This is a genomic window from Ruegeria sp. BC6, assembly GCF_056539185.1.
In genome coordinates this window covers 69,886-83,369 of record NZ_JBQFUM010000004.1, presented here as the reverse complement: position 1 = coordinate 83,369, position 13,484 = coordinate 69,886, and the positions used below count along the sequence as shown (strand labels likewise).

Here is a 13,484-nt window from a genome sequence, read left to right as displayed (position 1 = left end):
CCGGTCAGTCGACCAGCCCCAGTCATTCGCGGAACCGAGGGATCAGTTCGACGCGGCCATCAGCTTGTCGTTGTGCTCGCGCAGCGAGTCCGAAACGATCGCGTACCATTCGCCGGATTCACGCATTTCGTTCAGGCCCTTGTTCAGCATGGCCAGGTACTGCTTGCCGAACGGGTTCGAACGGTGCGCGATGAAACGCAGCGACGACAGCGAGGTCACGAAGGGGTTCTCGATCAGGTCGTTCTGGTTCAGGCCCATTTCAACCATGGTGTCCGAGAACAGCTGGACCTCGAAGGTTGCAACATCTGCAGTGCCGGTCAGCACGGCATCCAGACATTCCCGCGCGGTGATCGGCTGCATCAAGGTGATGGTGTCGCCATTGATCAGACCTTGCTGTTCCAGATCGTGGATGAACCAGCCGTCCATGCGGCAGATGGTCGACCCTTTCAGCTCGTCAAAGGTGGTCGCGTTGGCAAACTGGCTTTCGGGCAGGGTGTAGAAACCGACCACGATGTCATAGACTGGGACCGACGAGTCGAACTGCGTGCAGCGCACCTCGGTTTCCCAGGACCATTCGTAGCTGCGGTTGGTGCAGTCCGGCATGTTCCATGCCATCGACACGTCGAACGCGCCCAGCGGCAGCAGGGTTTCCAGGTGCGAATTCCAGTCGTCAACAAAGCTGACCGAATAGTCGCGGGCGTTGCCGCCCCGCTGCAACGAGGTGGTTGCCAGACGCGGGATGATGCCACCGCCATTCAGCGATTCATCTGCGAAGGGCGCCCAGCCGTTACCGGTGACCAGTTTGATCGGCGGCTCATAGACGCTCGAGCGTTTCACGCTTGCAGCGCGCTGTTCTTCCGCGGCGATGATTTCCTGCGCGCTGCGGCCATTCGGCAGGCTGCCGTCTTCACAGGGCAGGGCCAGAACGATGCCCGGCTCAAGCGAGTTCGGGTTGGTGATGACGTTACGGTTTGCGTTGAAGATCGGCTGGTAGTTCGATGTGCCGTAGGCCGCGATGGCGATGGTTGCCATCGTGTCACCGTCCTGAACCGTATAGTTGGTACAGGCCTCCTGAGCGGCGGCGGCGCCGGCGCTGAGGGCGGTTACTGCGGTGGCTGCTGCCACCAGTTTCTTCAGATTGATTTCAAACATGTCCACTTCCTCCAGACTTTTGTTTTGTCAGACCTTTCCGGCCCTTATCCGTTTTCCATTTGGTACCGCAGGGCGGTCGAGACGATGTCGCGCCATTCGCCCGATTGCTGCATGATCGCCAGACCCTGATTGAGCGTCTCGAGGATCGCTTCCCCATCCGGATTGTCCTTGTGGGTCATGACGTTGAGCGACTTGATCGCCGCCAGGTTGGGGTTTTCGATGATCTTGTGTTCATAGCCCAGCCGACCGATGGCCTCGACGGCCAGATGCGCTTCGATGGCGACCAGGTCAGCCCGCCCGTCCATGACTGCGTGGAAACACTCGTCCGGATCGACGGGGCGCAAGATGGTGATCGCAGGCTCATAAAGACCTACAGCGTCCATGTGCGAGGTTGACCAGCCCTCGGGGCGGCAGATCGTGGTGCCGACGAATTCCGCGTAGCTGAGCGAGGTTTCGTAGCCTGAACCATCCTTGGCGAAGAACGTGTCGACCACTTCGTAGAACGGGTTCGAGAAGTTGTAGGTCTCGCACCGGTTCCGGTCGCTCTCCGAAAGTGCCTCGGCTTCTTCGCAATTCGGGCGCGACCAAGGGAACGTGGCATCGAAGGCCAGGGTGGGCATCAGCAGGTCCAGATGCGACGACCAGTCGTTCACGAACTGGATCTTGTAGGCCTGTTCCGGCGCCGCCCGCAGCATCGCGGTTTCGACTAGGTTCGTGTACAGACCGCGATTGGGCAGGGCTTCGTCCGTAAACGGCGCGTAGTTGCCCCCGGTGATCAGCAGCAACTGCCGGTCGCGGATCTCGGGGCGGGTGCCGTCACCGGCGTTGCGGATCAAGGCGGCACCTTCTGCGCGGGCGGCCTCGATTTCCTTCTTCGCGGCTGCCTTGGCTCCGATGACAGCCTTGTCGCTGGCCTGCTGGGCCTCCGCAACGCGGGCTTCGGCCTCGGCAATGGCCTTAGCGGCACGTTCTTCCGCGGCCTTGACCAGTTCGGCTGCCATCTCGGCGGCCATGCGCTCGGCCTCGGTTTCCGGTTCAGGCGCGGCGCGGCCGACATCCTCGAGGCAGGGGAAGGTCAGAACGTCGCCGACGCGGATGATGTTGGGGTTGGACCCGATCGTGTCGCGGTTGGCGTCGTAGATGATGCGATAGTCTTCGGTCGCATAGACCTTGATGGCCAGTTCACGCAGGCTGTCGCCGCGCTGGATCTCGTAGGTCGAGCATGCCTCTTGCGCCGAGGCTGCCCCCGTTGCTGCCGCCAGGGCAATGCTGGATATGATCAGGTGTGTTCTCATGGGTCCTGTTGCTTTGCTTTTGTTATTGTCGGGCCGTTTTGATGACGGCGATTGAAATGTTGTCCTGATCCGGATCACCCTTGGCGATCAGTGCCTTGAGGAGGCTGTCGGCGATGTCCTGGGAGAGGGCCGAAGCGTTGTCCTGAAGGATGGACTGGATGTCGTGGTTGCCCAGATACTGCAGCCCGTCACTGCCGAGGATGAGGATGTCATCGGTCGTCAGTTCCAGTGCGTCTTCGGGGCAGTCGACCTTGGGGATCGCCGCGCCCATGATGACCGAGGTCAGCTGGTTGCGGTCGGGATGGGACTGCGCTTCGGCTTCGGACAGCTCCCCTCGGGTTACCTGTGCGTCGATGACCGGTGCCATCGAATGATCTTCGTTGATCTGGGACAGAACGCCGTTGCGGAACAGGTACAATGGGCTGTCGCCGATCGAGATCCAGAACACTTTGTTGCCCAGCAGCAGAACTCCCAGCAGGGTCGAGCCCATGTTGAAGCCTTGTTGCTGGTCGTCGCCGTACCCCGCCACGGCCGCGTTGCCCTGCATTGCGGCCATGGGCAGCGCATCCAGCAGCGTATTCTCCGTCAATTCCGGAGTCTCCAGAACTGCGTCGAGCACTTCGCACCAGGACTTGACCACCAGATCCGAGGCCACTTCGCCCGCGGCATGACCACCCATTCCGTCTGCCACCACGACATAACCGGCGTTGGCGGCGTCAAAGACCCGCGAGGCAACCGCGTCTTCCTGCGTGTCGCGCTGACCCTGATCCAGGATTAGTGCAATGTCATATGCCGGAGTAGCCAGCATCCGTTATGCGTCCCGCCAGTCGAAGTTTTCGTCACAGAAGGCCACGAACCGCAGCGACGTTTCGCTGATGCGGATCAGGTCGCCGCTGGACAGCGGCACGGTGCTGAGGACGGGTTTGCCGTTCAGGCGCACAAGGTTTGCCTTGCCGCCATGGCCCAGATAGCATTTGCGGTCTTCGGGATCATAGGCAATCACGGCGTGGTTCGACCGTGAAATCCCGGTGTCGCCAAAATCCAATTGGATAGCTTGGTCATCGTTGCGGCCAATCTGCATCAGCCCTTCGGTCAGTGTTATGCTGGACCCCCGGCCGGGGCCACTGGTCACTGCCAGCCAACCGACCGGGAATGTCGCGCCTGCGGTCTCGGTTTTGGCCACCGGCTCGGCGGTTTCGATCAGTTCCTGCACATGTGTGTCAGGGCGCTCGAACCCGAGGAAGGTGGTCTTGACGCGCGACCGACGATCCGAGGCCGGCGCGTCGGTTGCTTCCGGAGCGGCTTCGGGTTCTTCGGGCTCGGTGGCCACAGGTTCGGCATCTACCGCTGCTTCGTCCGGGGCAGTTTCGATTGCAATGGGTTCCGGCAGCTCGAACGGCGTCGGCGCCGAGGCCACTTCCTCTTGGACTTCCTCCAGATCGGGTTCGGCAGTTTCGGCCATGACCGACTGGATGGTCTCTTCTTCTTCGGTTGCCGCAACGTGCAGCGTCACGACCTGTTCGGCTTCTTCCGGCGCTTCAGGCGCGACTTCGGCTGTTTCTTCGCTTTCTGTTGCCTCTTCCACCGTCGGTTCGGTCTCGGCGAAATCGGGCATCTTCTCTTCCGGAATCAGCTCGTCGGTTTCCTCGTAGCTGTCCGTGCTCAGGTTTCCACCAGCCAGAGCCTGGCGCAGTGCATTGAAGTCCGCAATCGGCTCGGCCTTGTCGGTCGTTTCGACTTCGGGTTCCGACCCTTCGGCTTCTTTGGTTTTGCCGGCACCCTCGAGAAGCCGGCTGAGTGGGCTTTTGTATTTGAACATGGTGTCGACACCTTTTGACTACTTGCACGGGCTTAGGTGACCCGTGGGGCTGCTACGAACCTCTGCGCATGGCGCAGCGGCACTTATGAAGTTGGAAACCTGAAACACTCTTATCTTCCGCGGCGGGCCGGTCCCCACCAGGAGGGCCAAAACGCGGCATCCTCCTCAGCAAACACAAACTGGCGGATCACATACGTACCGGCCTGATCACTCCCGTGCCAAAGGCATCACGGCGGTTGTTTCCGCCCCGTTTCGAAGCACAACCAACCGTGCTTCGGGCTTGTTTTCGGAAACCAACGCGTTCAGCGCGGTATCCAGACTGTCGGCAGCAATCATCTCAGTTCCCGAGACAGTCTCGCGGACAAGAATGTCGCCGGTCTGCAGGCCACCTGCCGTTGCGGCCGGTGCTCCGGCAACAACCGTCTGCCATTCGGGCAAATCAGCGCCGCGGGCTTCGAACGAGTAACCGTTGGCCAGCCCGAACTCGCGGATTGCGGGCAGGGCCAGCAGACCGTTCTGCGCGCGGGTCTGTCCGATGGGGCGATACCGCGCCGCGACACGGATATAGCCGTCAGGGTCAACCTGGAGGTTGTCCAGAACCTGTGCGGCAAGCGTCGTTCCGGCGCGCACAGGGTTGCCGTTCAGGGTATAGATCGCCGCGCCTCGCTGCACCCATTCACCGATCGTGGACATGTCCTGGTCGGCATCCACACCAGTGATGGCGATGATGTTTCCGGTCGAGGCGCGCCGCTGCGAAGTCGAGAACGGGATTTTGACATCCCAATGGGCATAGCTGACTTGGGTCTCGGCCAGATTGACCGGAGCGCTCGGTGCAACCGCCGCCACTTCGACAGGTTCTTCGGGCTGAGCCGCTTCTTCCTGTGTTTCCACCGCCGGCGGTGTGACAGCCGCTGCGGTCTGCTCGACAGGCTGGTCTTCTGCCACCTGCTGTTCTGTTTCGGTTGCTGCTGCGGTTTCTTCTGCCTTGGTCGTTTCGGGTGCGATCACTGGTTCAGCCGTCTGCGTTTCGGCAGGTTCGGCCGTTTCGGTGGGCGTCGCGGTCTGGATCGGTTCCGGGTTCGTCTCGGTCGAGCCGCCGGACATCACGAAGAATCCACCAGCGGCCAGAATCGCGATTGCGGCGACACCCGCGATCAACTTGCCGTTGCCGCCCGATCCTTTTTGGACGACCGTATCCACTGCCGCTGCGGGCTCGTCCTTCTGGGCAAAACTTGCCGGACCGTCGTCGTTCTTTTCGCCATGCCCAAGAGCTAGATCGGAATTACCGGCAAGCAGGGCTGTTACAACCGCTTCGGCGTTTTCGCTTTCGGCTTTGATGCGGGCCTTTTCGGCCTCTTCGTCCTTGCGGTCCAAGGCCACGATTACCGAAACGGGGCGATAGGCAAAGCTGTCGAATTCGACACCGGGGCCGCGGAACATCCGCAACCAGTCCAGTGCGGATTGAAGGCGGTCGGTCGCGTGGACCTCCATGGCCTTGTCGATCGCCTCAAGGAAGCCATCGGGGTAACCCTGGAAGCGGCCGGTGAGCGGCTGATAGGGATCTTTCTGTCCGTTGTTGAATGCATTCAAGCGCGATTGGCCGTCGATCGGGCGCTCGCCGCTGATCGCGTGGTAGAGCGTTGCCGCCAACACATACAAGTCGCTGCTGGGACCCTGCTCCGAGCCGCGCACGTAGAACTCGTGCGGCGAGTACCCATCCTTGATCACCCGAAGCGTCAACAGGGCCGCCGATTGGTTGGCAGCCTGCTCGCGCGCGGCGCCGAAATCGATCAGGATCGGTTCGCCGTTTTCGTCGATCAGGATGTTGTCGGGCGAAATGTCCCGATGCAGCATCCCGCTTTGGTGGATGAACGACACCGCGGACAGCATCTTTTCGGTGACTTGGACGATAAAGTCCGGGCCGGTTTCGGTCTTGGGGTCCTCGATGTAATCCAGCAGATCGCATCCGCGGATCAGGTCCATCGCGATATACGCAGTATCGTTGTCTTCGAAGACCTGGTGCACGTCGACGATATTGGGGTGGACCAGGCGAGCATGGTTGCGGGCTTCCTGAATGAACAGGTCGATGATCGCGCGCAGGTCGTCCTTGAAGGCCGGATCATTGGGTTCGACCAGGTCACCGTTGCGGCGGCACAAGGCACCCGGATAGCATTCCTTGATGACCACATCGCGTTCCAGGCTGTCACGCGCCAAATACGTGATGCCGAACCCGCCATTGCTGAGGAAGCGAAGAATTTCGTACTGGCCGCGCAGCAGTTTCGCGCCCGGTTGCAGACCTTGAATTTGAGGTTCGTCGTGCGATGCACCGACAGCCTGGTTGTGGTTCATTTCTTCCCGCCCATCATTCCAAAAACTTGCGGCCAAAATAACCGGGCAATCAGCCCGCGAACACACAACCAACACAACCGCAGGACACTTGAGAACGGTTAGACGTTTCAAATTTGACTTTAATGGGGCCGCCTCGTGGCTTCACTGAGAACGGTTTCGGGCGCAGATCAATATATTGATAAAAAAGCTGATATAGTACATATATGTAGTGTCACCCGGCGAACAAAAAGGATTCAGTCCGGGCGCCAGACGACCCATGGTCCACGGATTCGAAACAATGGAATCATGATCCCAGTGTTAACGATTCGCCGCGCCGCGGCTCAATCTTTGCGGGAATGACTCAGGTTCCGGTCTTCGGAGGGGCCGAAGCGACCGTGCTGCCGGCCCACGCTAGGTTGTCGCTGAGCTGCGCCAGTATGCTGATCGCATCCTTGAGTGGCCCTTCGCCGCTCTCGAATTGAAGCAGCAGAAGCAGGTCGGTGGCCTTTTCGAACTCGCCCGGAATCCAGTCGGCTTCGGGATCGATCTCGGACCCGTTTTCCAGCCGTTCAGCAAAATCCTCGACAATTTCCTGACAGCTTTGCAGGAAGGCGGCCGGTTCGATGTCCGAACTGTCGCGCAGGTCTTCGTAAATGCTGGCGATCGCCGCCAGCCAGTCTTCGAGGATCGGGTTGTCCAGCGGCGGCAGCGCAGATTCCAGACTGGGCTGTACCGTTCTGGTGTCCGAGACTGCGGCTTCGCCCGCGCCGGTCAATGTCTCCAAGAACGGCAGGAAGTCAGCGGCAAGGTCCTGCCGCGCGGCCTCCAGATCCGTTCGGCGGCGATGCGACGCAATTTCAAGCACCTTCTCCGCAAGGTTCTGGCCGCCGCAGGTTTCCCACAAGGCGAAGTCCGGTTCCGGCTCTTGCGCCATGGCGCGAACGGCAATCGGTGTCCCGATCGGTACGATCGCGCGGAACATGCCCGACTTCTCCTTCTCCAACCGCGACAGAACGCGATCGAGGGCGTCGCGGACAGGGGGCAGGTCCGTGTGAGTGACGGCCAGCAAGCTGTTGTCGCGCAGGTTTTGCGGGACCTGTGCCCACAAATGGCGCTCGGTTTCACGCCAGGCGTTGGTTCCGTTTGTGCACCAGATGGCGCAATCGACGAATTTCAACAAATCAAGCGTTTGTTTGTAAGTGTCGTCCAGCGCGCCCGAGCCAGGCAGGTCGAACAACGAGATTTCGCGCAGGGCAGGGGTGTTCAGTCCCACCGAAATGAAATCAGGATTGTCGGCCGCAGCCTTTTCCAGCGCGATGCCGGAATAAACCTTTGGCTCGCGATCCCACCACCCAACGGTCGTTTCAGGCGTGTCCGCATAGGTGACAATCACCAAAGGCAATTTCAGATGTTGCGGACCCGTGGGCAGGATGTCAGCTCCGGCGAGCATGTTGGCAAGACTGGACTTCCCGGCGCCGAATTCCCCGGCAAAACCAATTGAGACCGCGTTTGACAAACGCTCGGCGTGGGACTGTGCCCGCGCGCGCATGTCGTCCAGCTCGGGCGTGGACGGAAGGCGTTCGGTTGCGGTCAGAAAACGGTCAAGCTGACGCACTTCCGTCTCGGTTCCGGGAAATTCAATCACTCGGCGGCCTCCGCTTGTCGTTCGTCGCTGTGTTCAGCACCAAAGGTCGATTGCAATTCGTCCACGATCCGGCGTGCGCGGTCGAAATCGACCTGCGCCTGGGTGCGCTCACACGTCTCGCCCGTCGCGGTGCGGTTTTCAAGATGCCCGGCGAGCAGGGCCAGGAAATGGTCCAGAGCGGTGTTCAAGCGCTCCAGCAGGTTCTCGCGTGCGGTATCGATCAGATCATCTCCGATCATTTCGAATTCCTGCACGATCATGCGCTCGGCGCGAGAGACGACGGATTTCCGCGAAATCAGACGCGACAACCAGTTCACACGCAACTCGACCGTAATCCCCCGGGTCAGAGCGGTGGTGTCCGGACGGAACCAGCGCACGGCACTGGTGTTCATACGGCTGTCGGTCGGCTCCTGCCAGCCTGGCAGGGACCGCAGGGACGCGTTGGCCTGCATGTCGATGGCATAGAGTTCGCTGAGCATCCGCTGGCGAATGACCTGAGTCGCACCCTGTGCCAATTCGCGCATGCGTTCGCGCAACGGCGTAAAGTTCAGTTCGGTTGCACCACCTTTGGCAAGCAACGGGGATTGCCCGTCGGGACCGCGCACAACCGATACGACGGCTTCGGCCACGGTGTCATCCATCACACCGCGCAGGTTTGCCAGAACATCATCCATGTCCCGGGTGATTTCTGCGGTTTTGTCCGATACCAGCTTGCGCAACTCGGCGAGGGTCTTGTCATTCTCGCCAGCCGCGTCGTCCGAAGGTTGGCCATCCTCTTCCAGAGCGCGGAGGCGGGCCTTGCTGCGCTCCAGCTCGCCCTGGGCAAAGCCGTTCAGATGTTGCCACGCCATACGCAGTTGTTCGTTGCGCGGGCCATCAGTCAGCGCAGTGGTGACATGTCGGCGCAGGTCGGGCAAGCCCGAGGCGATCATCGCAGCATACCGCAGAACCGCCTCGCGGCTGATGGGGCCGGGGCCGCGTTTGATCTCTTCGACGCCGGCAAGGTACTGCTTCATCTGTTCGGGATGCGCCCGCAGCCAGGCGAGGATGTGATCGTGGTTGACGCCGGTTTCGTCCCCGGTCAATGCGTAATGCGCCCACTGAGCGCTGCCCATCAGAACGTCGATGCTGGACTTCCCCAGCGCCTTTTCCAACCCGTCCAAAACGTCGGCGCGCACTTTCGCCGCGTCTTCCGCACCGCCGCCCAATTCGTCGACCCGGTTGATGAAGACCACGATCTGACCCAGCTCAAGCGCCTGCATCAGCCGGAACAGTTTCAAATCGGCGCGCGACAGGGCCTGGTGCGCGGACAGAACCACGACGAAAAAGTCGGATTCCTTGAGGTACTGGCGCGAGATCTCTTCGCGGATCAACAGCGGATCATTGACGCCGGGCGTGTCGGTCACGGTCAGCGGGAACGGGAAGTGGCCCAGATCGAAATATACCTCGGCCTTGCGGGTGATGTCGCTGTACAAACCCCGGTCCGAGCCCGGATCATGTTCGGCTTCGTCGGTCGGATCATCCCCGGCACAGACATAACGGGCAAGATCATCCGACGTCAGTTCTTCGAGGTCGTGATGCTGACCCATCAACTGTGCGAAACTGTCCCCCAGGCGCAGACGAGCGCGGGTCTTCATCGCCTCGACCTGCTCCTCGATCATCTCGCGCTTATAGCTGTCCTCATCGTCGGGGAACATGTTGCGCAGTTCTTCGCCTTCGGCGATCAGCGCCTGCCATTGGCGGTTGTCGAAGAAATGGAATTCGGCCCCAGATGTGCGCCCGGAGGGATGTCCGAAATGCATATCGGTGATCACGGTTGTCCACGGGTTCACGTCCGACGGCAGGAATTCTGCCTGTCCCGTAAAGCCGTTGATCAGGCGGGACTTGCCGGCCTTGATCTGCCCGACGAATGCAATCGACGGTTTCAGGCCGCTGAGATCGTCAACGATGCGAGAGATGAACTGACAGGTCTCGTCATTGCTCACCTCTTTCATTTCGCTGGCGATCCGGATCAATTCCCGGCGGTTGGTTTCACTCATAACACTACCCTAAAAACTGGTACCCAAGATTTGCTTAAAACTTAACTTCAACTGTCGCGAAAGCGGTGTCATCAGACCGACTCCCGCAGAGATTTCCACAGGTTGACGACGGCACCCAGCTTGCGCGCGTCATGTACGGCGGCGGCTGTATTGCGACCATCCCGGACCAGAGCGACACCCGCGCCCTTGCCACCTGACGGCCGCATGACGATCAGTTGCGGCTGTTCGAGCAGCCCGGTATTGTCCGCATCCCATCCCGCCAGGTCCTGTGCGAACCGGGTCAACAGATCATCCGAAGGGTGAAGAGGCTGGCCATCGGCGCACACGCCATCGAACTGGTGGGTCGCCCCCTCGGCACTTGTCAGCAGACGTCCCATGGCGAACCGCTCGGCGCCGTCGAAGAAAGCCGCGGCTACACTGAGTTCTGCACTTTCAGCGCTGTCCTGCTCTTTCGTGTCCTCGACGGGATCCGGGACAACCGAAACCCGCGGCTCTGACGGCAGAACGAGCTCGGCACAGGCTTTCTGCATCTCGCTGAAAGTGATGCCGACGTCATCCGCCTCCAGCGGCCCGTCCGGTTTCAGAGACACCACTTCGATCGGAGGGGCGATCGCTGCCAGGTCGGACACGAGCCGCGCCAGCTTTTCGATCAGCGCTTCGCGCGGTTCGGTTTCGAAATCCGGAAGGGCGCCGGTGCTCGCCGAATAAACATCCGTGATCCGTGAGCTGTTCACCTCGATCGCCAGGATCGTTCCGTTCTGGGTGTTGAACTCCAAGCGTCTTGGAAGAACCGTTCCCTGGATCAGGTTCAGTATGCTGACCCGCCGCGCCTCGGCCGTGTCCCCGGTCAACCGAACGGCCGGCGACAAACGGGGCGTCGCAGACCGCTCGATGTTTTCGAGCATGTCGATTATGTCTGTCGCCATCATGCCGTGACCCCCTCTGGTCCCGTCTAAACTGCGGCCGCTACCGGCCCCAGGCTGAGATGTGATTTCGTAAGCGTCAGCCCGATATTCGCGCTGTCGCGGCAGATGTAGCAGACCACGTGTTCCGGATAGGCCCGGGTCCGCATGAAGATGTGCAGCCGGTCGTTCGAAAACACCGAGATTTCCCCAAATCCCGGGTTCTCCGGATCCTGTAGTCCGGCCGAGGCCAACAGCGCTTCGAATGCTTGAACGCCCCGGCCCTGAAACAGATTTGCCACCGCAACGGCGAGGGTTTCCAAAGCTACGTCATCCTCGGTCCCGGTTGCCGACATGCCCAGAAGCATGCCCGTTTCCATGTCGACATATCCCGCGGCGATGCAGTCGGGAATGGTCTCCATGGCGGTGGTCAATGCGGCGTCAATCGTCATCTAAAGCTCTGTTATCCCTTATTAAGCCCAAAGGCGCAGCGGTTCGAAACCGTCGCGCCGCTGAGTAGCATTGCCGTTCGGGACGGGAAACGGTTTATCGTTTCCCGCGTGTCCCTTGAGGCCCGGTTACAACACATGCCACTCCGCCCTGTCTTTCGGATTTGGCACCGGTTGAATCCTGTCCTGTTCGTCGCGCCCGGTGTGCTCGTGAGCGATCTTGTCGAACTCCTCAAGAAAGGCCTGGAACACGGCGTGCAGCCCGTCCACGTCTTGGGGAATATCTTCGCTGGCCGCGATTTCCCGCCACATCGCCGCCGCGCTAAGCGGAGCTCCTGCCGGCACGCTCAAAAGGTGTTCAAGCGAGGTTTCGCCTTCGCCGACCTGCTCACAAGGCGCTTCGGGTTCCTGGTCTTCAGAGGTTTGTGCCGCAACCAGGCCGTTCGATTCCGGCTCAGGTTCATAGGTCGTGGCATCGTCACCCTGTTGCTGGGACAACAGCGAAGCAATGGACGAGACCGAGTCTTCGACACTGGGTGCCGGGGTCTCGTCCTGTTCGTCTGCTGCCGGCGCGGGGGACTCGCCAACCAAACGTTCTGACAGCGTGGCCAGCAGGTCTTCGTCCTGGGCACCCTGATCGTTGGTCTGGTCATCGGCGTCTGCGACCAGCATTTCGTCGTCCTCGAAATCGAGCGGATCGTCATCGACCTGGTCAAAGTCTTCGTCGTCCAGCTGAGTCACCGCAGTCGAAGTTGCGGCGACGCTGAGCCGATCCTCATCCTCGTCCCGGAACAAGGCCCGCAAATCGTCATCGGGCACCGGCGTCATTTCGGCGCGCAAGCGGTCGGCGTCATCTGGGTTGATCCGCTCGCGTTCGGTCGACTCGCCGCGGCGCTCCACCCGGGCCGGTCGAACCGGGAAGGATGCGATCACATCGTCCGAGTTCCGGACCGCCTCGAATCCATCACCCTGATCCAGCGGGTTGGTCAACTTGAAAGGCGCGGGCTCTTCGGCTGCGGTCTGGCGATCGGATCGTTCGGGCCGCACCGGTTGAACCGGGGGCGTGCCGGTGAGGCTTTTGTCGATCTGGTAGCGGGCAAGCTTTTCCGCACGGCTATCCATGATCTGCTCGGTGATCTCAAGAAAGCTGTCGATCATCTTGCCGCCGCCGCTGCGCGACCACAGCTCGGCGTCGCCCGTTTTGTCACGCGCGATGATCGCGTCACGGGCGGAAAACAGGATTGTCCGATTGAACAGGTGCCCCGCTTCGCGGTTGATGCGACGGAGCACTTTCTGACGGTCTTTCAGATCCAGTGCGTCCGCGCGCGTGACCAACAGAAGCGAGTTGTGCTGAAGCCGTTCAGGCAACGAAACCCACGTGGCGCGTTCGGTCTCGCGCCAGGCTTGCGTCGAGTGGGTGCACCATAGCACTCCGTTGGCCTGACCCACCGCTCGGCGCCAGACATCGGCCTGAATTTTGGGGTCTGAAATGCCGGGCGTGTCGATCAGGTCGACGGCCTCGAGAATGTCCGCTTCAAGAAAAATACGGATGAACTGCGCGTCGTTGACGCCCACCTTGTCCAATTCGTCCAAACCAATCGGAGAAGTGGTCCCGTCATGGCGCTGAACGTAAGCCGGTTTGTTGCCCCAACTGAACCAAACCGGCGGCAGCTGGGTGGCCGTCACCTGCGTCGGTAGGGCCTGCTTGCGCAGCAGGAAGTTCATGAGCGTGGACTTTCCGGCGCTGAACTCTCCCATCAGCGCAAAAACCGGTTTGCGGCGGGACCACTGCTCGATGCGTTCCCATGCCCGAGGAGAGACGAAGCGGATTTGTGAATCTTTTGCCATGGCTTTC

At 60.7% G+C, this 13,484-nt stretch carries 10 protein-coding genes; all 10 read right to left on the bottom strand.

The features are described 5' to 3' along the window. Positions 1-42: 42 nt before the first annotated feature. Positions 43-1,152: a transporter substrate-binding domain-containing protein gene (locus ACR0MM_RS13095; RefSeq protein WP_170341645.1), complete on the bottom strand. Its 1,110-nt coding sequence runs from the start codon at positions 1,150-1,152 to the stop codon at positions 43-45. A 44-nt stretch (positions 1,153-1,196) separates the two neighbouring features. Continuing rightward, a complete protein-coding gene (locus ACR0MM_RS13090; protein WP_480696593.1) occupies positions 1,197-2,447 on the bottom strand; it encodes a type 2 periplasmic-binding domain-containing protein in 1,251 nt (416 codons plus the stop codon). Positions 2,448-2,469: 22 nt separating this feature from the next. Further along, positions 2,470-3,255, bottom strand: a complete 786-nt coding sequence (locus tag ACR0MM_RS13085; RefSeq protein WP_480696591.1) for a PP2C family protein-serine/threonine phosphatase — start codon at positions 3,253-3,255, stop codon at positions 2,470-2,472. A 3-nt stretch (positions 3,256-3,258) separates the two neighbouring features. After that, positions 3,259-4,266 carry an FHA domain-containing protein gene (locus tag ACR0MM_RS13080; RefSeq protein ID WP_480696589.1) on the bottom strand — a complete coding sequence of 336 codons (1,008 nt, stop codon included), beginning with the start codon at positions 4,264-4,266 and terminating at the stop codon, positions 3,259-3,261. Positions 4,267-4,473: 207 nt separating this feature from the next. Beyond that, the gene (locus ACR0MM_RS13075; protein ID WP_480696587.1) at positions 4,474-6,615 is read right to left on the bottom strand and encodes a serine/threonine-protein kinase; all 2,142 of its coding nucleotides are present in this window, start codon (positions 6,613-6,615) and stop codon (positions 4,474-4,476) included. 340 nt (positions 6,616-6,955) lie between these two features. Beyond that, positions 6,956-8,239, bottom strand: coding sequence for a dynamin family protein (locus ACR0MM_RS13070; protein WP_480696585.1), 1,284 nt, complete (start codon positions 8,237-8,239; stop codon positions 6,956-6,958). After that, the gene (locus ACR0MM_RS13065; RefSeq protein WP_480696583.1) at positions 8,236-10,278 is read right to left on the bottom strand and encodes a dynamin family protein; all 2,043 of its coding nucleotides are present in this window, start codon (positions 10,276-10,278) and stop codon (positions 8,236-8,238) included. Before ACR0MM_RS13065 ends, ACR0MM_RS13070 begins: the two co-directional genes overlap by 4 nt. Positions 10,279-10,349: 71 nt before the next feature. Beyond that, on the bottom strand, positions 10,350-11,204 hold the full coding sequence (locus tag ACR0MM_RS13060; RefSeq protein ID WP_480696581.1) for a hypothetical protein: 855 nt from the start codon (positions 11,202-11,204) through the stop codon (positions 10,350-10,352). Positions 11,205-11,230: 26 nt separating this feature from the next. Further along, positions 11,231-11,632 carry a hypothetical protein gene (locus ACR0MM_RS13055; protein WP_480696579.1) on the bottom strand — a complete coding sequence of 134 codons (402 nt, stop codon included), beginning with the start codon at positions 11,630-11,632 and terminating at the stop codon, positions 11,231-11,233. A gap of 126 nt (positions 11,633-11,758) precedes the next feature. Continuing rightward, the gene (locus tag ACR0MM_RS13050; protein WP_480696577.1) at positions 11,759-13,477 is read right to left on the bottom strand and encodes a dynamin family protein; all 1,719 of its coding nucleotides are present in this window, start codon (positions 13,475-13,477) and stop codon (positions 11,759-11,761) included. Between the last annotated feature and the right edge of the window lie 7 nt (positions 13,478-13,484).

What these genes read in the sequence shown, in the direction of transcription:
- ACR0MM_RS13075 (WP_480696587.1), bottom strand. Translation starts at nt 6,615, where the DNA reads ATGAACCACAACCAGGCTGTCGGTGCATCGCACGACGAACCTCAAATT.
- ACR0MM_RS13050 (WP_480696577.1), bottom strand. Translation starts at nt 13,477, where the DNA reads ATGGCAAAAGATTCACAAATCCGCTTCGTCTCTCCTCGGGCATGGGAA.
- ACR0MM_RS13060 (WP_480696581.1), bottom strand. Translation starts at nt 11,204, where the DNA reads ATGGCGACAGACATAATCGACATGCTCGAAAACATCGAGCGGTCTGCG.
- ACR0MM_RS13090 (WP_480696593.1), bottom strand. Translation starts at nt 2,447, where the DNA reads ATGAGAACACACCTGATCATATCCAGCATTGCCCTGGCGGCAGCAACG.
- ACR0MM_RS13055 (WP_480696579.1), bottom strand. Translation starts at nt 11,632, where the DNA reads ATGACGATTGACGCCGCATTGACCACCGCCATGGAGACCATTCCCGAC.
- ACR0MM_RS13095 (WP_170341645.1), bottom strand. Translation starts at nt 1,152, where the DNA reads ATGTTTGAAATCAATCTGAAGAAACTGGTGGCAGCAGCCACCGCAGTA.
- ACR0MM_RS13080 (WP_480696589.1), bottom strand. Translation starts at nt 4,266, where the DNA reads ATGTTCAAATACAAAAGCCCACTCAGCCGGCTTCTCGAGGGTGCCGGC.
- ACR0MM_RS13065 (WP_480696583.1), bottom strand. Translation starts at nt 10,278, where the DNA reads ATGAGTGAAACCAACCGCCGGGAATTGATCCGGATCGCCAGCGAAATG.
- ACR0MM_RS13085 (WP_480696591.1), bottom strand. Translation starts at nt 3,255, where the DNA reads ATGCTGGCTACTCCGGCATATGACATTGCACTAATCCTGGATCAGGGT.